The sequence below is a fragment of the Streptacidiphilus sp. MAP5-3 genome (assembly GCF_041262505.1).
Taxonomy (GTDB): Bacteria; Actinomycetota; Actinomycetes; order Streptomycetales; family Streptomycetaceae; genus Streptacidiphilus.
In genome coordinates this window covers 109,032-129,944 of the sequence record NZ_JBGCCL010000007.1, presented here as the reverse complement: position 1 = coordinate 129,944, position 20,913 = coordinate 109,032, and the positions used below count along the sequence as shown (strand labels likewise).

Here is a 20,913-nt window from a genome sequence, read left to right as displayed (position 1 = left end):
CGTGGAACCACCGCTGGTCACGCCGCCGAAAGAGTCAGTCCCCCGGTCGGCCTGTCACGCGGCTCGTCGCACCGGTCCCGACCTACGATCGGAACATGAAGCTCGGTCTGCACTACTGGAACTACTCCCGCCCCGCCGACCCGGCCCTGATCGCGCCGACGCTCGCGCAGACCGCGCGGATCGCCGAGCAGGCGGGGTTCGCCTCGTTCACGGCCATGGACCACTACTTCCAGATGGAACTGCTCGGCTCCGCCGAGGAGCCGATGCTGGAGGGCTACACCACCCTCGGCTACGTGGCCGCGCTCACCGAGCGGATGCAACTCGGGCTGCTGGTCACGGGGGTGATGTACCGCCATCCGGGTCTGCTGGCCAAGATCGTGACCACCCTGGACGTCCTCTCCGCCGGGCGCGGCCGGCTGGGGATCGGCGCGTCCTGGTACGAGCGCGAGCAGCACGGACTCGGCGTGCCCGTGGTGCCGGTCGCCGAGCGGTTCGAACGACTGGAGGAGACGCTGCAGATCTGCCTGCAGATGTGGAGCGACAACAACGGCCCCTACCAGGGCAGGCACTACCAGCTGGCCGAAACCCTGTGCATGCCCGCGCCGTTGAGCCGCCCGCACCCGCCGATCATGATCGGCGGCAGCGGCGAGCGGAAGACGCTCCGCCTGGTCGCCGCGTACGCCGACGCCTGCAACCTCTTCGGCACCGGTGAGGCCGAGGTGGCGCACAAGCTCGACGTGCTGCGCGCGCACTGCCGGACCGAGGGCCGTGACTACGACCGGATCGAGAAGACCGTGGTGGCGGGCGGCTCACCGCTGGACGACCCGGACGCCTTCCTCGCCGAAGCGGAGGCCTACGCCAGGCTCGGCATCAGCGAGATCCAACTGACGCCGGACCGCGACCCGGTGACGTTCACGGAGCAGGTCGGCCAGACCCTCCTGCCGCGTGTCGCCGCCCTGGGCTGAGCCGCAGCGGGCGGCGACGGGCCCCAGCGGGCCACAACGAGCGGCATCGAACGGCAACGGGCCGCACTCTCCACCGAAACGGCACACCTTGCCCTTGCGGGAAGCGAGGGCAAGGGTTCACCATTCTGACGCGAACTCGTCAGATCCCCGCATCCAGCGCGCGCACCATACGGGTGACAGACAGTCAGGCCACGCACTTTCTGCCCTCCACCAGGAGTGACCCCATGCGTCGCACGTCTCGCCTCACCGCAACCGTCGCCACCACCGCGGCAGCCGCCGCGGGTGCCGCCGCACTCGTGCTCGTCCCGCAGGCAGCCTCGGCCCAGCCGATCCAGGACGGCGCGGCCGGCGTCGCCGCCCACCCGGCCGCCCACGCCGCTCACGCCGCCACCACCGGCACCCTGCCGACGCCCGCGCACATCGTCGTGGTGATGGAGGAGAACCACTCGTACTCGGACATCATCGGCAGCAGTGACGCCCCCTACATCAACTCGCTCGCGACAGGCGGCGCGTTGATGACCCAGTCGTTCGCCGTCACGCACCCGAGCGAGCCCAACTACATGGCCCTCTTCGCGGGCAGCGACTTCGGTCTCTCCTCCGACGCCTGCCCGGTCAAGGAGGGCACGGTCGCCAACCTCGGGTCCGAGGTGCTCGGCGCCGGCTACACCTTCAAGGGCTACTCCGAGGGCCTGCCCAAGACCGGCTCCACCACCTGCACCTCGGGCTCGTACGCGCGCAAGCACGCGCCGTGGGTCAACTTCAGCAACGTCCCGACCGCCGACTCCGTGCCGTACTCGAGCTTCCCCGCAAGCTCCGACTACGCCAGCCTGCCGGCGCTCTCGTTCGTCATCCCGAACCTCGACGACGACATGCACGACGGCACCGTCGCCCAGGGCGACACCTGGCTGCAGAACAACCTGTCCTCGTACGCGACCTGGGCCAAGGCCAACAACAGCCTGCTGGTGGTCACCTGGGACGAGGACGACTACACGGAGAACAACCAGATCCCGACCATCTTCTACGGCGCGGACGTCGTGGCCGGCAACTACAGCGAGACGATCAACCACTACAACCTGCTCTCCACGCTGGAGCAGATCTACGGCGTGGCCCCGACCGGCAACGCCGCCACCGCCCCGGCCATCACCGACATCTGGGGCTGAGTCTTGACCCGAGTCAAACGACTCGCGCGCCCGCTGCTCGCCGGGGCCCTGGTCCTGGCAGCGGCGGGCGGCGCCCTGGGCGTCGCGCTGACACAGGGCGACGGCCCGTCGTCGACGGCCGGGGCCGGATCCGCTCCGACACCCCTCGCCGTCAGCGTGGACAAGCACGGCTGCGGCGCTCCGCCGACTTCGCTGCAGGCCGGGCCGGTCGCCTTCGCGGTGACGGACAGCGCGTCGACCTTCGTCACGGTCTACCTCACCGACCCGGGAGGCGACCGCGCCTACGCGGAGATCCGCTGGCTCGGGCCGCGGCACACACTGCCGCTGAGCGGCTCGCTGGCGGCCGGTCGCTATGCGCTGCGCTGCGTCTTCTCCGACGGGCCGGTCGTCACCTCCCCCACGCTCGCGGTCACCGGCTCGGCAAGCGGGACGCTCGCCGGTTACGCGCCGATGCCGGATCTGGCACTGGCAGGCCCGGTCGCCGCCTACCGCGCCTGGGTCCAGGCCGCGTTGCCCGGACTGCTGACCGCCGCGCGCACCCTCGACGCCGACGTCGCCCGCGGTGACCTGGCCTCGGCCCGTGCCGACTGGTTGCCCGCGCACCTCGACTACGAGCGGCTCGGCGCGGCGTACAACTCCTTCGGCGATTTCGACGCGTCGATCGACGGCCGGGCGGACGGCCTCCCCCAGGGCACCGGCACCGCCGGTTGGACCGGGTTCTTCGCCCTGGAGCAGAGCCTGTGGCACGGCGCGTCCGTCTCCGCCCTGCGTCCGCTGACGCAGCGGCTGGTGAGCGACGTGCAGGGGCTGATCGCCGACTTCCCGAGCGAGGACACCGATCCGGGGGACCTCTCGCTGCGCGCGCACGAGATCCTCGAGAACGGCCTGCAGTTCCAGCTCAGCGGTCACGACGACTACGGCAGCGGCACGACCCTGGCCACCCTGGACGCCAACGTCCAGGGCACGCAGGAGGTCCTCTCCCTGCTCGCCCCGCTGCTGCGCCAGCGCGCCCCCGGGCTCCTGGACAGCGTCGACCAGGAACTCGCCCAGTTCCGCGTCCAGTTGGCCGCCTGCCGAACCGGGGCCGGGACCGGGTCCGGCACCGGGACCGGCTGGACGCCTGCCGCGTCGCTCGACCGCGACCGGCGTGAACGCCTCGACGGCGCGCTCGGCGCGCTGCTGGAGCAGCTCTCCGAGATCCCCAACCTGCTCGCCCCGAGGACGGACGCGTGAACCCCGCCCAGCCCGCAGTCCCCGAATCCGCCGCGTCCCCCGCATCCCTCGCCCCGATCGGACGCCGAGGCTTCCTGCGCAGCGCGACCGCCGGGATGGTCGGCGCTGCGGCGCTCGGCGCGTTCGCCGCGGAGTCCGCGGACTCGGCTGACCCCGCGAGCGCGGCGACGTCCGCCGGAGCCACGGGCGTCGGGCCGTCCGGTCGCCTCATCCCGTTCGAAGGTCCGCACCAGGCAGGCATCCTGACGCCGCCACAGGCAGCCGCGACGTTCGTCAGCTTCGACGTGATCGCACCGGACCGGGACGCGCTACGGGACCTGTTCGGCACGCTGACCGACCGGATCCGGCAGCTCACCACGGGCGGCCCGGTGCCGCCCACGGACCTCGCCTCCGCGCCCACCGACAGCGGCACGCTCGGACCGGTCCTGCCGTCGGACGGCCTGACGGTGACGGTCGGCGTCGGCGCGTCCCTCTTCGACCAGCGGTACGGTCTCGCCGCGCGCAAGCCCGCGAAGCTGACCGAGATGCCCGTCTTCCCCGACGACGACATGGCGACGTCGACCGAGCTGCACGGCGACCTGTCACTGCAGATCTGCGCGGACTCCAGGGACACCGTGGCCCACGCGCTGCGGGACATCACCAAGCACACCCGCGGCGCGATACAGCCGCGCTGGAAGATCGACGGCACCCACTCCGCGCCGCGCCCGACCGGCACACAGCGCAACCACCTGGGCTTCAAGGACGGCATCGCCAACCCCGACACCACCGACGCCACGATCACCGACGCGCTGGTCTGGACGCACCCCGGTCACTCCGGTTCCTCGGGCCACTCCGGTCAGGACGGCGAGCCGTCCTGGACCGAGGGCGGCTCGTACCAGGTGGTCCGGATCATACGCATGCTGATCGAGTTCTGGGACCGGGTCTCGCTCGACGAACAGGAGCGCATGATCGGCCGCCGCCGCGACTCCGGAGCGCCGATGGACGGCACCGCCGAGACCGACCTCCCGAACTACCACGCGGATCCGCAGGGCCTCTACGTCCCGCTCGACGCCCACATCCGGATGGCCAACCCGCGCACGGCCGCCACCACCGACCAGCAGATCCTGCGGCGCGGCTACAACTACGAACGCGGCCTCGACCTCGACGGCAACCTGGACGTCGGCCTCGTCTTCTGCTGCTACCAGCAGGACATCTCCCGCCAGTTCGCCGCCGTCCAGGCCCGCCTGGCGGGCGAGCCCCTGGTCGACTACATCTCCCCCACCGGCGGCGGCTACTTCTTCGCCCTCCCGGGCGTCCGCGACACACGCGACACGCTGGCCTCGGGGCTGTTCGCCTGACCGGCCGGGTCACGGGGTATCGGTCACGGCGCCCCACCTCCTGTCAGACCTCCTGTCAGACTGTCAGGCCTCTCCTGACAGGAGCCTGGGCCTGTCAGGCGCACCCTGACGAGCCCCGGCGAACATGCCAGAGAGGACGTCGACGGCGTCACGACGGCGAAGGCCGTACGACGCCCGGTCGGCGTGGAAGATCGAGACGTCGATGCGTGGAGCCCTGCTGCGTTGGGCGGGGATGAACGCTGCCAGGGGAACAGCAGAAGTGCTCAGCACGCCGGGGGGATTGGAGCCGCTGGACGCACAGGTCGCGCACATCTCAGCCGGGGCGGAGAGTTCTGCTCCGGTCGTGGATACGGGGTCGGACATGCGCGGCATCGTACGCCTGTTCACTGCGGCTCCGCGCACACGCCCATTTCGGCCAACCCGGCCTGACAAGGCCGAAGTTGTCCTCGGACGCGCGCCGCCGCCGGGCGGGGTGCCCGGCGGCGGCGTCATGCCGGGGCCCGGTTGGGGACCGGGCCGCACACATGTGTCAGGGCACGTTCCACACCTGGTTGGCGGTGTCGGCGCAGTCCCAGATCTGAGCCTGGGTGCCGGAGCCGCCGTACCCGGTGTCGTCGAGACACTTGTTGGACTGCGGGTTGTAGAGCTCGCCGTTGGATTCCGGGATCCAGACCTGGGCGGCGGTGTTGTTGCAGTCGTACAGGTCGACGGCCGTTCCGTCCGCCGTCCCGCCGCCGTTGATGTCCAGGCACTTGCCGAGGACGTGCAGCGTCGTGCCCGCCTGGACGAAGGTCCACTGCTGCGCGGGCGAGCCGTTGCAGGTGTAGACCTGGATCGGGTTGAAGTTGGCCGTGCTGGCCGAGCGGTCGTCCAGGCACAGGCCGTTGTAGCCGGTCACCGGCCCGGTCGTGCCGCCGCCTCCCCCGCCTCCGCCGCCGCTGCCCGTCGTGGTGTACGCCGCGACGTAGCCGACGCTCATCGTCCCGCCGGACGTGGTCGCGGAGGACGGCGAGGTGCAGCCGCAGACGCCGTTGGGGAAACCGCCGCCCATGGCCAGGTCGAAGATGATCGAGAGGTTGTGGTCGAAGGCCTGCTGCCAGGTCGCCGTGCCCACCTGACTCTCACTCACGGAGAAGTACTGGTTGCCGTCGAGGTAGAAGGTGATCGTCTCGTCCGAGGCGTTCGTCCGGTCGAGCACCATCGAGTAGGTGTGATAGCCCGTCAGGCAGCCGGAGCAGGCCTTGAGACCGCTGCCGATGCCGTTGCTCTCGTTGCACGGGCCGCCCGGGTCGGTACCGCAGTGGATCGTCCCGGCCACCTCGGAGAGGGCGTTGACGTCCTCCATGATGTCGATCTCGCCGTTCTCGGGCCACTGGCCCGGGCCCAGCATCCAGAAGGCCGGCCAGTAACCCAGCCCGTTCGAGGGGTTGGGCTGCTGGATCTCGGCGGTGACCTCCAGCTTGCCGCCCGCGGGCGCGCCGACGTTGGCGCTGGTGGTCTGGATCCGGCCGGAGGTCCAGTTGCCGCTGCCGTCGCGCAGCGCGGTGATGTCGAGGTGACCGTTGCCGTCCAGGGAGACGTTGCTGGACGAGTTGGTCATGGTCTCGATCTCGCCGGTGCCGAAGCTGGAACCGGGACCGGTGTCGTACATCCAGTTGCCGGAGTTGGGCGCGGAGCCGGCCCCGCCGGAGAAGTCGTCGCTGAAGACGGTGGTCCAGCCGGACGGAGGCCCCGGCACGGTGTCGGCGTGCGCGCCGCCGGGCGAGGCGACCAGCAGCGCGAAGGCCGCCAAGCCCGCCGCCGTGACCGAACCCCAGCGCCGGACGAACGACCGCGCCCATGAACGCGGCCTCCGGCTCTGCGGGGTCGGACCGGCCTTCGGACCGGCATGGGAGTAGGGGGTGTGTGGTGCAGAACGGGGTGCACTGACCATCTACGGCTCCTCGGAGTGGGGTCCTGCGGCCGTAATCGCGTGCGCAGCGAAGGTCGGGACCGCCGCTGAGGGTGTGCGCCGCCTGCCCCGGCGGGGCAGCACTTGGCATGCTCCCGTTCACCCCACGGTGGCGTCAAGACTTGTGCGCGAGAAGGGAAGCGTCGATTTCTTGAGTTCAGAACCTGAAGTCAGTTTCCGGCCCTCGCCCCGGCCCCGCGTGCCCCTCACCCCGTCCGGCGATCCCACCCGCTGCGCCTGACCACGTACTCGAGGTCGCCGTGCTCAGCACCCTCGATCGGGACCGGGAACTCCTCGACGAACGTGCGGACGTAGGCCATCCCGGCCTTCTCCATCACCCGCCGCGAGGCCACGTTGACCGCCATCGTGGTCGCCACGATCTCCGTCAGCCCGAGACCGAGGAACGCGTGCCGGATCAGCGCACGCGCACCCTCGGTGGCGTAGCCCTGACCCCAGGCCTGCGACCGGATCCGGTAGCCGAGCTCGATCCCGTCGGACAGCCCGACGCTGTCGGCCGGACGCAGCGCGAACCACCCCAGGAATGCGCCGGAGTCCCTTTCCTCCGCCGCGAACCGGCCGAGACCGGGCGGCAGTTCGCGGTACTCGCGGATGATCCGCGGCAGCGTCTCCCGCTCCACCTCCTCGCGGGGCACGGGCAGGCCGGTGTCGATGAAGCGCATCACCTGCGGGTCGCCGTGGAGCGCGGCGAGGACGTCCGCGTCCGCCTCGGTGAACGGGCGGAGCAGCATCCGGCGGGTTTCCAGATAGGTCGGCACCGGCGTATTCGATCAAGGACAGCGCGCGCGTCGCAAGCCACGGCGCGCCGTCCGACCCCGCGTCAGGCAAGCAGCGGCATGATCCGCAAGACTGGTCTCATGCGCCCGACCCGCCGCCACCCCGCCGCCCGGACCCTGCGAAGCGCCGTGACCGCCGCGACAGCCGCTGTCGCCACCCTGCTCGCCCTCACCGGCTGCTCGTCCGGCGGGCCGTCCGAGCCGTCGGCCGTGCAGAGCTCGCTGACCGCACAGACCGCCGCCACCGCCCCGGCCGCAGCAGGCAGCCTGCCCCGGCCGCAGCACGTGGTGCTCGTCATGGAGGAGAACCACTCCTACAGCGACATCATCGGCAGCTCGGACGCGCCGTACATCAACACGCTGGCCGCCCAGGGCGCGCTGTTCACCTCGTCGTACGCGGTCGCGCACCCGAGCGAGCCCAACTACCTGGCCCTCTTCTCCGGTTCGACGCAGGGCCTGACCGACGACTCCTGCCCGCACACCTTCACCGGCCCGACCCTCGGCTCGGAGCTCCTCGGCTCGGGACTGACCTTCGCCGGCTACTCGGAGTCCATGCCGGGCACCGGCTACACGGGCTGCAACAGCGGCAACTACGCCCGCAGGCACAACCCGTGGGTCAACTTCCCGAACATCCCGGCCTCCGACAACCGCACCTTCTCGGCGTTCCCGACCAGCGCGGCGGGTTACGCCTCGCTGCCCACCCTCTCGATCGTCATCCCGAACGTCCAGAACGACATGCACGACGGCACGGTCCAACAGGGCGACTCCTGGCTCCGCGCCAACCTCGGCGCGTACGCGGACTGGGCGAAGACCCACGACAGCCTGCTGGTCGTCACCTGGGACGAGGACGACAACAGCGCGTCCAACCACATCCCCACCCTGATCACCGGCGCGAACGTCCGCCCGGGCCACTACGCCGAACTGACCGACCACTACCGCACCCTGCGCACCCTGGAGTCCCTCTACGGCCTCTCCCCGGTCGGCGAGAGCGCCAAGCGCCAGCCGATCACCGACATCTGGCAGTCCTGAGCCCGGCAGGGAGGGCGCCGCGAAGCGGCGGACCTCAGCCCATCTGCCCGGTCACGCTCTCTTCGTCGGCTCCAGGGTGCGGTAGAGGCTGGCGAAAGCTGTGTGGACGCGCCAGCCGAGCGACTCGTACAGGGCGCGGCCCTGCGTCGTCGCGCCGAGGACGGCACGCGTGGCGCCCGAGGCCAGGGCCTGCTGCTGCAGCGCGCGCATGACGACGGAGCCGAGGCCGCGACGCTGGTGGGCCGGGGTGGTGAGGATCTGGTCCGCCACCGCCACCTCGCCCGCCAGGCCCATCTGCCCGCGTGCGGCCAGCGCGCCGTCGGGGGCCGCGACCAGCACGCGCACGACGCCGCCCCGGATCCAGGTGCGCAGTGAGTACCCCGGCGGGAGCGTGCCGGGGGCGACGACGTCAGACGCGGTCGGTGTCAGCTCGACCGACATCAGGAACGCCGCTTCGTCGGCCACCCACTGGGGCCCGAGCCACGCGCAGACCCGCGCCTCCGGGGTCTGGCACGGCTCCGGCAGGAAGACCTTGAGCCACCAGCCCTCTCCCTGCGCCTGCGCGGCTGCCTCGCGCACGCGCTCCACATCCGCATCGACGATCACATGCCGCGCCACCTGCCCCGGCTGCCCCACGTCGACGGTCCAGCCCCATGGCCGCGCCACGGGATCGGATGCACCCCGCGAGACCACCCAGCCAGAAACCCAGTCCGCGACGACCGGCGCACATGTAAGCGATGAACTAGCCATGTGCCTATTACAGCAGCAGCCTGTGACGAGCACCAGGCCCGGCTGGATGCCCTTCCTGCCGCTGGGTCAGCGGTAGTCCTGCGGGTACGCCTGGATCCAGGAGTTGATCCGGTCGCGGGTGGAGAGCAGCAGCTTCTGGTGCTTGTCGAGGTTGTCGAACGAGACGTCGTCGTGGAACGCTGCCTGCGTCTGCGCGATCCACCCGAGCGGCAGCCGGAAGTGCGGCTGCCCCTCGGAGCTGGCCTTCATCGCGTTGTCGAGGTCGTCGAGGTTGGTCAGGACCCGGTTGAGGAAGTACGGGCAGTTGCCGGGCGTGGCGCACCCCGAATCCGTGTAGGTCGCCTGCAATTCGGCGAAGGCGTCACGCACCTGCTGCACCCCGCCCAGCCCGGACGGGAAGACGCCCGACGGCGTCGGCGCGGCCGTGGCGCTGGAGCCGGGACCCGGCGCGACGGTCGCCGCCACGGCGCGAGCAGCCGGGGTGGACTGCCCGGACGCCGTCCCATGCCCGCCCGAACTCGCACAGCCTGTCAGAACCACCGCAGCCAGGAGCAGCACGCTCCCGCGAACCACCACCGAACGTGCACGCATGAACGGCTCCCCCGCCTCGTCGTCCGACCGAATCAGATCGTATGGATAGCGGCCGCCGGGCACCTTTGTCCAGGCCGACCGGGCGGGGCCCCGGAGCTCACACCGCGCGACCACGCCCCCACAGCTCCTGGGCGTGCTCGGCGTGCTCGGCGAAACGGTCGAACATGCCTGCCTCCTCACCTGCGGCTGCCCCTGCCACGCGCCTGAGCCTGATCCTGCGGAGGCAGCGCGACGAGAGCCCTACCCCTGCTCCTCCGGGCGGCCGGCGAAGTAGGTGGCGATCATGTCCTCGTGCCCGTGGCCGGAGGCGATCGCGCGGGTGAGGCGGTCGGCTGCGGCCTGGACCAGGTCGAGGCGGGTGCCGGTGCGAGAGGCGGCGTCGAGGATGAGGGTGGTGTCCTTGAGACCGGACGTGACCGAGAAGTTGGCGGTCAGGTCGCCGGAGAGGACGGCGGCGGACTTGGCGTGGAGGTACGGGGTGTCCAGCGGGCCGCCCGAGACCGCGTCGAGGAAGACGGCCGGGTCGACGCCGAGCGCCTCGGCCAGGTTCAGGGACTCGGCGATGGAGCTGACCATGTCGATGACCCAGGTGTTGACGACCAGTTTGAGCGCCGTGGCGCGGCCCGGCTCGGTGCCGACCCAGACCGTGCGGCGGCCGATCGCGTCCAGGACCGGCGCGACGGAGGCCCGGACGGACTCCGGCCCGGCGGCGAAGACGGTCAACTGGCCCTGCTCGGCGGGCTGGCGGGTGCCCGCGACCGGGCTGTCGACATAGAGCAGGCCGAGCGCGTCCGCGAGCGCCCCCAGCTGCTCGACCGCCGGAAAGCCCACCGTCGAGGCCTGCAACCAGATCTGACCCGCACGCAGGCCCGGACGCGCCGCAGCCATCGCCGCCGTGACGGCAGCACCGTCGCTCAGGACCGTCAGCACGACGTCCGCGCCCCGCACCGCCTCGTCCGCGCTCGCGCACACCACCGCACCGGAGGCGGCGAGGGGTTCGGCCTTGTCGCGGCTACGGTTCCACGCGCGGACCGCCAGCCCCTCGCGCCGCAGGCTGCGGGCCATGCCCGCGCCCATGATGCCCGTGCCCAACACGGCGACGACGGGGTTGGTGGGGGTGGCAGCAGCACTCGCAGACGTCACGTCGACGGCTCCTCTGGGTCCGGGGGTGCTGACCGAGGCCGGTGACGCGCCGCGCACGTCATCGGTGACGGCGGCCGACGTCAGATCAGTCGTCCTTCGCACACTAGCAGTCGGGGGGTGGCGCAACGCCGACATCCTGCGCGTCGGGCGGCGGACCACCCGCCCGCCGCCCGACTCACGCCGCAAAAGCGCAGCTCATGGCAGACGCACGGGGCGCGCGCCAGCGCGTGCACCCCCGGAGGGGCGGCCGGGCGTGTACCGACCATAGGATTTGGCGCGCCACTCCCTCGATAATGGTCGCCGTGGAACCCATCAGGCCCAGGGACGAACAGACGGGCGAGGATCTGGCGGCCCTGCTGCGCAGCGTCCTGGCCGAGCACCCGGAGTTGACCCAGAAGCAGCTCGCGGAGTCGGCCGGCGTCCCCTACGCCACGCTCAACGCGTGGGTGACGGGTCGACGCGGCGCGGGCGGCCGGATCGCGGCCGACGACCTGCGCGCGCTGGCCGACGCACTGCCGCCCGCCGTCACCGTCGCCCGGGTCTTCGCCGCGGCGGGCCGCCGCACCCCGTCCGACCTGGACGCGGAGCGCGAGGCGCGGCTGCTGGAGCTCTTCCACGAGCTGGACGCCGCGCAGCAACGCGCGCTGATCGAGATGGCCCGCGCGCTGACCAAGCTGCCGCACGCCGCCGACGCGGACTAGGCGTCAACCCCGGAGCCTGGGCTGGGCTGGCCTGGGCTCGGCTGAGCTGGGCTGGCGTCAGCGTGCGAACTTTTCGACGGCCGCCGGGGTGACGGGCGTGAAGAAGTTGACGAGGTTGCCGTCGGGGTCACGGAACAGCAGCGACTGGTTGCCCCAGGGCATCGTGGTGGGCTCGGTGACGAAGTCGGTCACGAAGCCGGTCAGGTTCTGGTGAACGCGGTCCACGTCGTCGACGAGGAACTCAGTGATCATGCTGTGGTTGTCCGCCGGGCGGGCAGATCCCGGGGCGAACAGCGGGACGGTGCGGGTGCCGGCGATCGCGAGGGTGGCGCCCGCGGTGTCGAGTTCGGCGAAGTCCTCGGTGGCCCACGTCGCCCGCGCGCCTGTGGCTCGCTCGTAGAAGTCGACGAGGCGCGCTACGTCGCTGGTGATGATGCGGATCGAGACGAACTTCATGGGGATCTCCTTGGCTGTGCTGGAGGCGTGCACGTCTCAGGCTAGGAGGAATAGTGGACAGAATCGGTCCTGTATTCGCAGTAGACTGTGCACATGCCTCGACCCACCGGCCGCGTGCTCACACTCCTGGAGCTGCTGCAGTCGGGCGGCACCCGGACGGTCGCCGAACTCGCCGACCGGCTCGGTGTCGAAGGGCGCACCGTGCGGCGGTATGTGGATCATCTGATCGACCTCGACGTGCCCGTGGAGTCGGTGCGCGGCCGCTACGGCGGGTACCGGCTCGCCCCCGGGTACCGCCTGCCTCCGCTCATGCTCAGCGACGACGAGGCGTTGGCCGTGCTGCTCGGCCTGGTCGCCGGCCGCCGAACCGGGCTGACGACGACGCAGCACACGGCGAACGAGACGGCATCGGCGAAGATCCGGCGGGTGCTGCCCAAGCACATCGCCCGCCGGCTCGACACACTCCTGGAATCGCTCTCCTTTACGGACCAGGACCAGCCCGGAGAGTTCGACACCCCGGACGCCGAGGTCCTGCTCACCCTCGCCGACGCGGTGCGCAACCGCCGACCCGTCTCGATCCGCTACACCGACCGCGACGGACGGCGCAGCGAGCGCACGCTGCACGCGTACGGGATCGTCGCCCATGCGGGCCGGTGGTATGTCACAGCCAAGGACGCTGGGATCGGCGAGGACCGAACCTTCCGGCTCGATCGCATCGCAGACGCGCGGACCCTGCCCGGCTCATTCGAAGCGCCCGTGGGTCCCGCTCCGGCACAGCGCGTGTTGTCAGCGTTCGCCACGGCCGACTACCGGCATGAGGTGACCTTGCGGATCCACGGGACAGTTGAGCAGATCCGCGCCCACCTTCCCGCCAGCGTCGCGAGCTTGGAGGAGCGCGAGCCCGCGGCAGGCCAGGACCCGGCGACCGAGCGCTGGCTGCACGTCGAGCTGCGGGCGGAGCGGCTCGACTGGTTGCCTGCGGTACTCGCCGCACTCGACCGGCCGTTCGTCATCGAGCGCCCCGATGAACTGCGCGACCTCGTCACCGCGCTCGCCGATCGCCTTGCCTCCTACGCCCGCCAGGCCTAGCTCGTGCGGTCGCGAGAGGCCGCGTACGCATGCGTCAGCGACGGGTTGCCTCAACGAGGTGAGCCAGGCCCTCGGTCCAGACGGCCCGTGGGGCGCGCGCCGTGCGCATGCGCGTCCAAAAGCTGCATTTCGTCCCTCGCACCCCGGGTAGAGCTCCCGTCGGCGGGAGTAGGGTCATTCCCCCTGAGCGCGGCAACAGACGCCACCGCGTCCCGCTCGACCGCCTCCCTCACGAGGGACATGCCCATGTGTATCCACATTCGCATGGCAGACGTCGCACCCCAAGCTGTCGCCTGGGACCCGATCGAAGTCTCCATCCAGGTCAGGACCGGGACCCCCGTCCGGTCCGCGCTCGCCGAGATCCGCGCCATCCTCCGCGACCTCGGCGCGGACCGGGCTCCCGCCGACCGGCCGCTCTGCTTCTGCGGCGAGCCGCTGCGGCTGCCCGGTCCCTTCCGGGGCACGCCCGACGGTTGACGGTGCGTCAGCAGTGAGGTCGACAGCGAGATCGACCGAGTCGTGGAGCCGGGCGAGGCAGTCCTCGAACCAGTCACGGTCGGCGCTGCTCGACGCGGGCCGCAGCAGGTCGACCCGGTAGGCGAAGCGGCGCGCCTGGAGGCGGGTGACGTGCCAGGCGGTGACGGCCCAGGCGAGCGTGCCGAGCGCGGCGACGCCGGTGAGTCCGGCGAGCACCCAGAGCAGCAGGGTGTTCATTCCGCCTCGTCCACGTCCTGATCCACGTCCAGGTCCTCACCCTGATCCACGCCCTGCGGTGCGGCGTTGACGTTCCAGACCTGGACGCGCACCCGGTCCACCACCGTCGCCAACTCGCTGTAGACGACGGGCTCCGCGCCCACCTCCCGCCGCAGCCGCATCACCTCGCCACCGAAGGCGCGCTGGTACTGGGACATCTGCACGTCGTCCGGGTCCGGGTAGAGGTGCACCTGGAGCCAGGGCGCGGACCAGTGGGACGCGGTGAAGATCTGCACGCTCTCCGGGCGCGGCAGGGAGGTCAGCAGGCGGGACAACACCTGGCAGGCGTGGAGGGCGTCGGCCGGATAGGGGCCGACGGCATGCAGCGCGGCAGGCGGCATGGACGGCGGGGAGAACGGAGCCCGGGACAGCGGACGCGAGTTCACGCGACTGTTGTTCGTTACCGGTTCTGACATCTGACGCCCTTTCGGTTACGACCGGTTGAGAACGATGCGCCAATCTACTCGTAGATGTAGATGTATTTCCGTTTCTCCCCCGTTTTCCCAGCGCACGCCCATGGGCGCGCGCCCCGCCGACGCGATACGTGCTGCCAGGCCGGATAGGGTCGGCACAACGGGCGTGGCGGAGAGCCGACGCACGGGAGACGAACGGGAGCGGCACACGGTGACGTCGGGCGCGGAGTCAGGAGTCGGCCGCCTGGCCCGGACCGCCAGGGAGCGGATCGTCACCGACCGGAGCGGCGGCGTCCTCGCCGCCGTGCTGCTCGCGACCGCGCTCGGGATCTACTGGGCCCGGGACCTCTCCGGCGTCGCGGGGGACCTCTCCGCACAGTACGCGTGGGCCGACTTCGCCGCCCAGCACCCGGGCTCCGCCGACGACCTGGCGTGGTACGGCGGGATCTCGCCCGGCTCCTACAGTCTCCTCGCCCCCTACCTGATGGCGGCGATCGGCGTCGTCGGCACGGGGCTGCTGGCCTGCCTGTCCTCGGCCGCCCTGCTGGCCGTGCTGCTGCGACGGGCGGGGGGACGCTTCACCGTACTGACCTCCCTGTGGGGGGCGTTCGCGCTCTGGTGCAACGTGGCCGCGGGTCGGATCCCGTTCGCGTTGGGACTGGCGTTCGGGCTCGGCGCGGTGGTCGTCGCGACCGGACACGAGGAGTCCGGGTCCGAACGGCCCGCACGCGGACGGCCCCCACACGACCGGACCGGCCGGGGCCGGATCGCCGGCTGCGCGGCGCTGGCGCTGCTCGCCACCGCGGCCAGCCCGCTGGCCGGCCTCTTCCTCGAAGTCGTCGCAGCGGCACTGATCCTGACGCGGCGCCAGCGGACCGGATGGGCACTCGCGATCCCGCCCGCGGTGCTGGTCGCGGCAGGTGCCTGGCTCTTCCCGACCAACGGCGTGGACCCGATCACACTGTCGACCGTCGTCTTCTCCACGGCCGTCACGCTCGCCGCGGCGCTGCTGTGCCCGCACGGCTGGCGCACGGTGCGGATCGCCGCGCTCGTCTACGCGGTGGGCGTGCTGCTGACCTGGGCCGTGCCGTCGCCGATCGGCGGGAACGTCGGACGGCTGGCGATGGTGCTGGTCAGCGTCGTCTTCCTGGCCATGCTCACGGCCGAGCCACGACCCGGCGTGCCGCGTCCGACCGGGCTCCGGCTGGCCGGGCTGCTCGTCGCCTTCGGCCTGTCCGCCTACTGGCTGGTCGCGGCCGACCTGGTCGGCCTGCCCGCGCCCACCCCGACGTCCCAGGCCGCGCCGCTGGTGGCCGAGCTGCACCGCCTCCACGCCGACCAGGCCCGGCTGGAGGCCGTGCCGATGGTCAACCACTGGGAGTCCTGGGGCCTGGTCGACTCGGCCGACCTGGCCCGGGGCTGGAACCGGCAGTTGGACGTGACGCGCAACCCCCTCTTCTACGGCACGTCCGGCGCCACGCTCACCCCGGACAGCTACCACGACTGGCTCCGGCAGTGGGCCGTCGGCTACATCGCGATGGAGGCCGGACCGAAGGACGTCGCAGCGCGCGCTGAGGCGGCGATCGTCGCCTCCCACCCGGCCTGGCTGCAGCCGGTCTGGCACGACGCGCACTGGCAGCTGTTCCGGGTCGCGGACGCGGAGCCGCTGGTCGCGGCCCCGGCGCAGGTGCTGTCGACCGACCCCGCCGATCTGGTGCTGTCGATGCCGCGCGCGGGCACCGTGCAGCTGCGGCTGCCCTGGTCACCCTGGCTTGCCGCGTCCGGCCCCGCAGGCACATCCGCCTGCCTGATCCACGACGGCGACTGGACCGACCTCCGCGCCGACTCCCCCGGCACCTATCGGGTCAGCGCGCCGTACACCTGGCCACGCGGCACGGCCTGCCCGTGAACCGAGCAGGCGGATACACCGAGCGCACACCGCGTGACCCCCGGCGCCGGGCATGACGTGACTCTCCGCGCCCGCCCGGACACCCTTGATCACGTCAGGGCGGGATTCAGCCCGACCGAGTGTGACACCTTTCACGTGCATTTGTCCGGATCATTGCCCTCCATCACCGAACAAGGGCCCCACCGTCCGTCAGGAGCTGCGGACTGACGCTCCGTCACCCGCCCAGGGCACACGCCGACCCGATCTGCGGGTCCGATCGGTTCCGGATGTGCCGCAGTACGGTGGCAGGACCCTGTGTGTCAGATGTGTCAGACAGGGTTCAGACCGGGTGGTGATGCCCCGCGGTGCGCTCCGTTGTGGAGCCCAGGCCGCACAGCGGCCCCGCGACCGTCCCTGCCCCCGGGGATCGCCTGCGCCACCGACGTTCCGACGATGGGTCCCTCCATGCCGTTCCCCTCCGAGACCGATGCCACTCCCAGCCCTACCCGTGGAGACCGGCGTCATCGGCGGCGGAAGAGTGTGTTGCTGGTCACTGCCGTTGCCGCGGCCGGAGCCGCGCTGATCACCGGCTGCGCGAGCACGACCGCGCCCGCCCGCAACACCGCCGCCGACGCGGCGGCCCCGCACACCAGCGCCCCGGCCGCCCCCACGACGCCGACCCCCCGCACCAGCCACTCGGCCCCCGCGACCTCGACGCCCCACAGCAGCAGCCCGACGCACGCGGTGACCACCGCAGCCCCTGCGGCGACCACCCCGACGTGCACCACGCAGTCGCAGCTCGCCAACTGGTCCACGTACCGGCTGGCGATGACGACCATCGCCGTCCCGGTCGACGAGAACAACGTGAGCGCGGCGACCGCCGAGGTGAGCCAGGGCGCGGGCGGCGTGCTGCTCTTCGGCACCAGCGCCCCGGCCTCCCTCGGCTCGGACCTGGCCGCCCTGCGCGCCAACACGCCTGGCCACGTGGGCCTGCTCGCGATGACCGACGAGGAGGGCGGCCAGATCCAGCGGATGTCCAACCTGGTCGGCAACCTCCCCTGGCAGTCCTGGATGGCCCAGAACTGGAGCCCCGGCCAGGTGCGCTCCGCCATGGCTGCCATGGGCAAGCAGATGGCCGCCGCAGGCGTGAACATGGACCTCGCCCCGGTCGCGGACGTCGACGGACGTCAGGTCGTCCCCGGCCCCACCAACCCGGACGGCGTGCGCGCGTTCAGTGGCGACAGCAACGTGGTCTCGCAGTACAGCGTGGCCGCGATGCAGGGTCTGCGCGACGCCGGCGTGGTGCCGGTGGTGAAGCACTTCCCCGGCCTGGGCGGCTCGAACGCGGACTCGGACTACGCCGCGGCGAACACCGTGCCGTGGTCGACCGAGCAGCAGGTCGGCATCCCGCCGTTCCAGGCGCAGATCGCCGCCGGGGCGCCGGCCATCATGGTGGCCAACAACACCGTTCCGGGGCTGACGACCGGCCCGGCCTCGCTCTCCTCCGCGGCGATCACCGGTGAGCTGCGCGACCACCTCGGCTTCCACGGTCTGGTCATCACCGACTCCCTCGACGCCGGGGCGATCACGGCGGCCGGCTACGACCTGCCGTCGGCGTCCGTCCAGGCGATTCGCGCGGGCGCGGACATGGTGATGTTCAGCAACACCGCCCAGGCCGGTCCGGAGACCAGCGCGATCGCGAACGCCATCACCTCCGCCGTCGACAACGGCCAGCTCTCCCGCGCCCGGCTCGTCTCGGCCGCGGCCTCGGTCCTGGCCGTCCGCAACGTCAACCTCTGCGGCTGACGAACCGAGTCGTCGGCCCGGCTGTCCCCGCCCTGAGTCCCCGGCCGCTCACGCGGCCGGGTGCCAGACCGGGAGGTCGAGGACCATGGTCAGCCCGCCGCCAGGGGTGTCCTCGCAGGTGAGAGCGGATCCCATGGCCTCGGCGAAGCCGTGGGCCAGGGCGAGGTGCAGGGTGGGGCCTGCGCGGGTGGCGGCGGGCGGCACCACGCCGTCGAAGGCGGGGACGGCGGGGTCGAAGAGCGCCTCGCGCTCTGCCTCGCGCAGGGACGGCCCGTGGTCGGCCACCCGCAGTTCGACCCGGTCGGCGAATCTGCTGGCGGAGACCAGCACCGCAGACGGCTCCCGGGCCGCCGACGGCGGTTCCTCGGCCGCCGACGCCGACGCCGAGACCGGAGCATCGGCCACTGCCACGGCGGCTGCGGGCACCACCGCCGGAGCGGCGGAGTGCTGCAGCGCGTCGGTGACCAGGTTGGACAGGATCCGCTCCAGCAGCGCGGGATCGGCGTCCACCTCCGGGATCTGGTCCAGCCCGCGCGCGGCGATCCGGTCCGCGCCGTCGCCGTCCGCCTCGGCCAGCGTCTCCTTGACCGAGGCGAACACCCGTGCCGTGTCCGTGGCCTGATGCTGCGGCACCAGCGCGCCCGCGTGGGTGCGGCTGAGGTCGTAGAGGTCGTCGGCGAGCTCCGCCAGGCGGTCCAGCGACTCCTCGGCGACGTCGAGCAGCTCGTCCTGGTCCTGGCAGGCCGCGTCGTCCTCGGCACTGCGCAGCGAGCCGACGGCGGAGAGCGCGGTGTCGATCGGCTGGCGCAGGTCGTGGCTGACGGCGGCGAGCAGGCCTGCCCGGCTGCGCTTGACGGCCCCCGCCGGGCCCGCCTCGGCGGCGGCATGGGCGAGCCGGGCCCGGCCCAACGCGACGCGGACGTGCGCGGCGAACGCGGTGAGGACCCGGCGGTCGGAGGCGGGCAGCGCCCGGCCGCGCAGGATCAGCGACACGTCGCCGGTCACCGCAACCTCCTCGTCGACCGCTCCCGGTTCCCGCGCCCGCGACTTCGCGGGCGCGGGCGCGGGCGACGGCGCGGGCTCGGCAAGGGCAGCGTCGTCGCCGGCCAGGCTGTCCGTCGCCAGCACCACGGTGTCCCCCGCCGGGCCGCGCGTGACCAGCGCGACGCTGTCCATACCGAAGGTCTCCCGCAGCCGGTCCAGCAGCGGCGGGATGGTGTCGTCGCCGTCGAGCAGGTCGTGGTTGAGCGCCGACAGGGTCTCCGCCTCGGCGGTGGCGCGGGCGGCGTGGTGGGCGAGTTCGGTGGCGCGGTCCACCACCGCGGCGACCACCACCGCCACCACCACGAAGGCGATCAGTGCCAGCACGTTGTTGGCGGTGTCGACGGTGAACTGGTGGATCGGCGGGATGAAGTAGTAGTTGAGCAGCAGCGACGCCACGACCGCGGTGAGCAGCGCGTTGCCCACGCCGCCGAGCATCGCCACGCCGACCACGGCGAGCACGAACAGCAGCGAAGTGCCGGTCAGGTTGAGCGAGCCCCGCGCTGCCGTGAGCACCAGCGTCAGCAGCACCGGAACGGCCACCGCCACCACCGGGTACGCGATCCGCCGCCACGACGTCGTCCCCCGCCCGGTCCCGCGGCGCAGGTGGAGACCACGACCGGCGGCCTCGTGGGTGACCATGTGGACGTCGATGTCGCCGGAGTCCTCGATCGTGCTCTCGCCGATGCCGCGTCCGGCGTTGAGCGTGCGGGCCATCCGGCCGCGGCGACTGGTGCCGAGCACGAGCTGGGTGGCGTTCTCGGCGCGGGCGAAGTCGAGCAGCGCGGTGGGGATGTGGTCGCCGACGACCGAGTGGTACGTGCCGCCCATGCTCTCCACCAACTGCCGCTGCGCCGCGAGCGCGGCGGGCGAGGCTTCGGCGAGGCCGTCGCTGCGGGCCACATGCACGGCGAGCAGTTCGCCTCCGGCCGTGCGGGCGGCGATGCGGGCCGCGCGGCGGATCAGCGTCTCGCCCTCACGGCCGCCGGTCAGGGCGACCACCACCCTTTCCTTCGTCTCCCAGACACCCCCGATCCCGTGCTCGGCGCGGTACCGCTGCAACCCCTCGTCGACGCGTCCGGCGACCCAGAGCAGCGCGAGTTCGCGCAGCGCGGTCAGGTTGCCGACGCGGAAGTAGTTGGAGAGCGCGGCGTCGACCTTCTCCGCGCCGTAGACGTTGCCGTGCACCATCCGGCGACGCAGGCCCTCGGGCGGCATGTCGACCAGCTCGATCTGGTCGGCGCGGCGCACCACCTCGTCCGGGACGGTCTCCCGCTGCGGAACGCCGGTGATCTTCTGGACGACGTCGTTGAGCGACTCCAGGTGCTGCACGTTGACGGTGGTGAGCACGTCGATCCCGGCGGCCAGGATGTCCTGGACGTCCTGCCAGCGCTTGGTGTGGGTGCCGCCGGGGATGTTGGTGTGGGCCAGCTCGTCCACGAGTACCACCTCGGGGCGGCGGGCGAGGACGGCGTCGGTGTCCATCTCGGTGAACATCGCCCCGCGGTACTCGCGGGACGCACGAGGCAGCACCTCCAGTCCGGCCAACCGCTCCTCGGTCCGGGGGCGGCCGTGGCACTCGACCAGGCCGACGACCACGTCGGTCCCCCGGTCACGGCGACGCAGCGCCTCGTCGAGCATCCGGAAGGTCTTCCCGACGCCGGGCGCCGAGCCGAGGTAGACCTTCAGCTGCCCCGGAACGGATCGGACATGCGCGCGAGTCTCGGACACGGACACGGCGGCCTCCCTCCGTGCACTCCCTTTCAGGGTAGGCAGGCCCACGGCAAACGGGGCGGTTGCAGGCCCACAGGTG

General features: G+C 72.0%; 19 protein-coding genes. 10 read left to right on the top strand and 9 right to left on the bottom strand.

Annotated elements, in window-relative coordinates; translation table 11 throughout:
• The first annotated feature begins 95 nt into the window (after window positions 1–95).
• The 4 genes from ABH928_RS13645 to ABH928_RS13630 all read left to right on the top strand — a co-directional run bounded on the left by ABH928_RS13645 (window position 96) and on the right by ABH928_RS13630 (window position 4,695).
• A complete protein-coding gene (locus ABH928_RS13645) occupies window positions 96–965 on the top strand; it encodes an LLM class F420-dependent oxidoreductase (RefSeq protein ID WP_370065781.1) in 870 nt (289 codons plus the stop codon).
• A 224-nt stretch (window positions 966–1,189) separates the two neighbouring features.
• Window positions 1,190–2,125: an alkaline phosphatase family protein gene (locus tag ABH928_RS13640; RefSeq protein WP_370065779.1), complete on the top strand. Its 936-nt coding sequence runs from the start codon at window positions 1,190–1,192 to the stop codon at window positions 2,123–2,125.
• A 3-nt stretch (window positions 2,126–2,128) separates the two neighbouring features.
• Window positions 2,129–3,358, top strand: coding sequence for an EfeM/EfeO family lipoprotein (locus tag ABH928_RS13635; protein WP_370065777.1), 1,230 nt, complete (start codon window positions 2,129–2,131; stop codon window positions 3,356–3,358).
• Between the two features lie 95 nt (window positions 3,359–3,453).
• Window positions 3,454–4,695 (top strand): Dyp-type peroxidase, encoded by a 1,242-nt coding sequence (locus ABH928_RS13630; RefSeq protein WP_370066092.1) that lies wholly within the window; start codon window positions 3,454–3,456, stop codon window positions 4,693–4,695.
• A 529-nt stretch (window positions 4,696–5,224) separates the two neighbouring features.
• On the opposite strand, the gene ABH928_RS13625 is transcribed toward ABH928_RS13630, so the two are convergent.
• Window positions 5,225–6,628 (bottom strand): ricin-type beta-trefoil lectin domain protein, encoded by a 1,404-nt coding sequence (locus ABH928_RS13625; RefSeq protein WP_370065775.1) that lies wholly within the window; start codon window positions 6,626–6,628, stop codon window positions 5,225–5,227.
• A 224-nt stretch (window positions 6,629–6,852) separates the two neighbouring features.
• The gene (locus ABH928_RS13620) at window positions 6,853–7,422 is read right to left on the bottom strand and encodes a GNAT family N-acetyltransferase (protein WP_370065773.1); all 570 of its coding nucleotides are present in this window, start codon (window positions 7,420–7,422) and stop codon (window positions 6,853–6,855) included.
• Window positions 7,423–7,521: 99 nt separating this feature from the next.
• Here ABH928_RS13620 and ABH928_RS13615 point away from each other — a divergent pair, with 99 nt between their 5' ends.
• Window positions 7,522–8,469, top strand: coding sequence for an alkaline phosphatase family protein (locus tag ABH928_RS13615; RefSeq protein WP_370065771.1), 948 nt, complete (start codon window positions 7,522–7,524; stop codon window positions 8,467–8,469).
• A 51-nt stretch (window positions 8,470–8,520) separates the two neighbouring features.
• Here ABH928_RS13615 and ABH928_RS13610 read toward each other — a convergent pair whose 3' ends face one another.
• The 3 genes from ABH928_RS13610 to ABH928_RS13600 all read right to left on the bottom strand — a co-directional run bounded on the left by ABH928_RS13610 (window position 8,521) and on the right by ABH928_RS13600 (window position 10,953).
• Window positions 8,521–9,135, bottom strand: coding sequence for a GNAT family N-acetyltransferase (locus tag ABH928_RS13610; protein WP_370065769.1), 615 nt, complete (start codon window positions 9,133–9,135; stop codon window positions 8,521–8,523).
• A gap of 150 nt (window positions 9,136–9,285) precedes the next feature.
• Window positions 9,286–9,810: a hypothetical protein gene (locus ABH928_RS13605; RefSeq protein WP_370065767.1), complete on the bottom strand. Its 525-nt coding sequence runs from the start codon at window positions 9,808–9,810 to the stop codon at window positions 9,286–9,288.
• A gap of 240 nt (window positions 9,811–10,050) precedes the next feature.
• Window positions 10,051–10,953, bottom strand: a complete 903-nt coding sequence (locus ABH928_RS13600) for an NAD(P)-dependent oxidoreductase (protein WP_370065765.1) — start codon at window positions 10,951–10,953, stop codon at window positions 10,051–10,053.
• A 302-nt stretch (window positions 10,954–11,255) separates the two neighbouring features.
• Here ABH928_RS13600 and ABH928_RS13595 point away from each other — a divergent pair, with 302 nt between their 5' ends.
• Window positions 11,256–11,654, top strand: coding sequence for a transcriptional regulator (locus tag ABH928_RS13595; RefSeq protein WP_370065763.1), 399 nt, complete (start codon window positions 11,256–11,258; stop codon window positions 11,652–11,654).
• A 57-nt stretch (window positions 11,655–11,711) separates the two neighbouring features.
• Here the strand turns inward: ABH928_RS13595 and ABH928_RS13590 are convergent, their stop codons facing one another.
• Window positions 11,712–12,110: a VOC family protein gene (locus tag ABH928_RS13590; RefSeq protein WP_370065761.1), complete on the bottom strand. Its 399-nt coding sequence runs from the start codon at window positions 12,108–12,110 to the stop codon at window positions 11,712–11,714.
• A gap of 93 nt (window positions 12,111–12,203) precedes the next feature.
• Between ABH928_RS13590 and ABH928_RS13585 the strand changes: the two genes are divergently transcribed.
• Both ABH928_RS13585 and ABH928_RS13580 read left to right on the top strand, forming a co-directional pair.
• Window positions 12,204–13,199, top strand: a complete 996-nt coding sequence (locus tag ABH928_RS13585) for a helix-turn-helix transcriptional regulator (RefSeq protein ID WP_370065759.1) — start codon at window positions 12,204–12,206, stop codon at window positions 13,197–13,199.
• Between the two features lie 264 nt (window positions 13,200–13,463).
• The gene (locus ABH928_RS13580; protein WP_370065757.1) at window positions 13,464–13,676 is read left to right on the top strand and encodes a hypothetical protein; all 213 of its coding nucleotides are present in this window, start codon (window positions 13,464–13,466) and stop codon (window positions 13,674–13,676) included.
• Between the two features lie 233 nt (window positions 13,677–13,909).
• On the opposite strand, the gene ABH928_RS13575 is transcribed toward ABH928_RS13580, so the two are convergent.
• The gene (locus tag ABH928_RS13575) at window positions 13,910–14,338 is read right to left on the bottom strand and encodes a hypothetical protein (RefSeq protein WP_370065755.1); all 429 of its coding nucleotides are present in this window, start codon (window positions 14,336–14,338) and stop codon (window positions 13,910–13,912) included.
• Between the two features lie 193 nt (window positions 14,339–14,531).
• Here ABH928_RS13575 and ABH928_RS13570 point away from each other — a divergent pair, with 193 nt between their 5' ends.
• Window positions 14,532–16,274 carry an MFS transporter gene (locus tag ABH928_RS13570; protein ID WP_370065753.1) on the top strand — a complete coding sequence of 581 codons (1,743 nt, stop codon included), beginning with the start codon at window positions 14,532–14,534 and terminating at the stop codon, window positions 16,272–16,274.
• Window positions 16,275–16,774: 500 nt separating this feature from the next.
• On the opposite strand, the gene ABH928_RS13565 is transcribed toward ABH928_RS13570, so the two are convergent.
• Window positions 16,775–17,092 carry a hypothetical protein gene (locus ABH928_RS13565; protein ID WP_370065751.1) on the bottom strand — a complete coding sequence of 106 codons (318 nt, stop codon included), beginning with the start codon at window positions 17,090–17,092 and terminating at the stop codon, window positions 16,775–16,777.
• On the opposite strand from ABH928_RS13565, the gene ABH928_RS13560 reads away from it, so the two are divergent.
• Complete coding sequence (locus ABH928_RS13560; RefSeq protein ID WP_370065749.1) at window positions 17,082–18,059, top strand: glycoside hydrolase family 3 N-terminal domain-containing protein; 978 nt, start codon at window positions 17,082–17,084, stop codon at window positions 18,057–18,059. The genes ABH928_RS13565 and ABH928_RS13560 overlap by 11 nt on opposite strands.
• Before the next feature lie 48 nt (window positions 18,060–18,107).
• On the opposite strand, the gene ABH928_RS13555 is transcribed toward ABH928_RS13560, so the two are convergent.
• Entirely contained in the window at window positions 18,108–20,831 is a 2,724-nt protein-coding gene (locus tag ABH928_RS13555) for a DUF4118 domain-containing protein (protein ID WP_370065747.1), read from the bottom strand.
• Window positions 20,832–20,913: the final 82 nt, after the last annotated feature.

Excerpts from the sequence above, each read along its gene's own strand:
- ABH928_RS13645 (WP_370065781.1), top strand. The coding sequence starts at position 96 with ATGAAGCTCGGTCTGCACTACTGGAACTACTCCCGCCCCGCCGACCCG.
- ABH928_RS13640 (WP_370065779.1), top strand. The coding sequence starts at position 1,190 with ATGCGTCGCACGTCTCGCCTCACCGCAACCGTCGCCACCACCGCGGCA.
- ABH928_RS13630 (WP_370066092.1), top strand. The coding sequence starts at position 3,454 with ATGGTCGGCGCTGCGGCGCTCGGCGCGTTCGCCGCGGAGTCCGCGGAC.
- ABH928_RS13625 (WP_370065775.1), bottom strand. The coding sequence starts at position 6,628 with ATGGTCAGTGCACCCCGTTCTGCACCACACACCCCCTACTCCCATGCC.
- ABH928_RS13615 (WP_370065771.1), top strand. The coding sequence starts at position 7,522 with ATGCGCCCGACCCGCCGCCACCCCGCCGCCCGGACCCTGCGAAGCGCC.
- ABH928_RS13605 (WP_370065767.1), bottom strand. The coding sequence starts at position 9,810 with ATGCGTGCACGTTCGGTGGTGGTTCGCGGGAGCGTGCTGCTCCTGGCT.
- ABH928_RS13590 (WP_370065761.1), bottom strand. The coding sequence starts at position 12,110 with ATGAAGTTCGTCTCGATCCGCATCATCACCAGCGACGTAGCGCGCCTC.
- ABH928_RS13585 (WP_370065759.1), top strand. The coding sequence starts at position 12,204 with ATGCCTCGACCCACCGGCCGCGTGCTCACACTCCTGGAGCTGCTGCAG.
- ABH928_RS13580 (WP_370065757.1), top strand. The coding sequence starts at position 13,464 with ATGGCAGACGTCGCACCCCAAGCTGTCGCCTGGGACCCGATCGAAGTC.
- ABH928_RS13560 (WP_370065749.1), top strand. The coding sequence starts at position 17,082 with ATGACGACCATCGCCGTCCCGGTCGACGAGAACAACGTGAGCGCGGCG.
- ABH928_RS13565 (WP_370065751.1), bottom strand. The coding sequence starts at position 17,092 with ATGGTCGTCATCGCCAGCCGGTACGTGGACCAGTTGGCGAGCTGCGAC.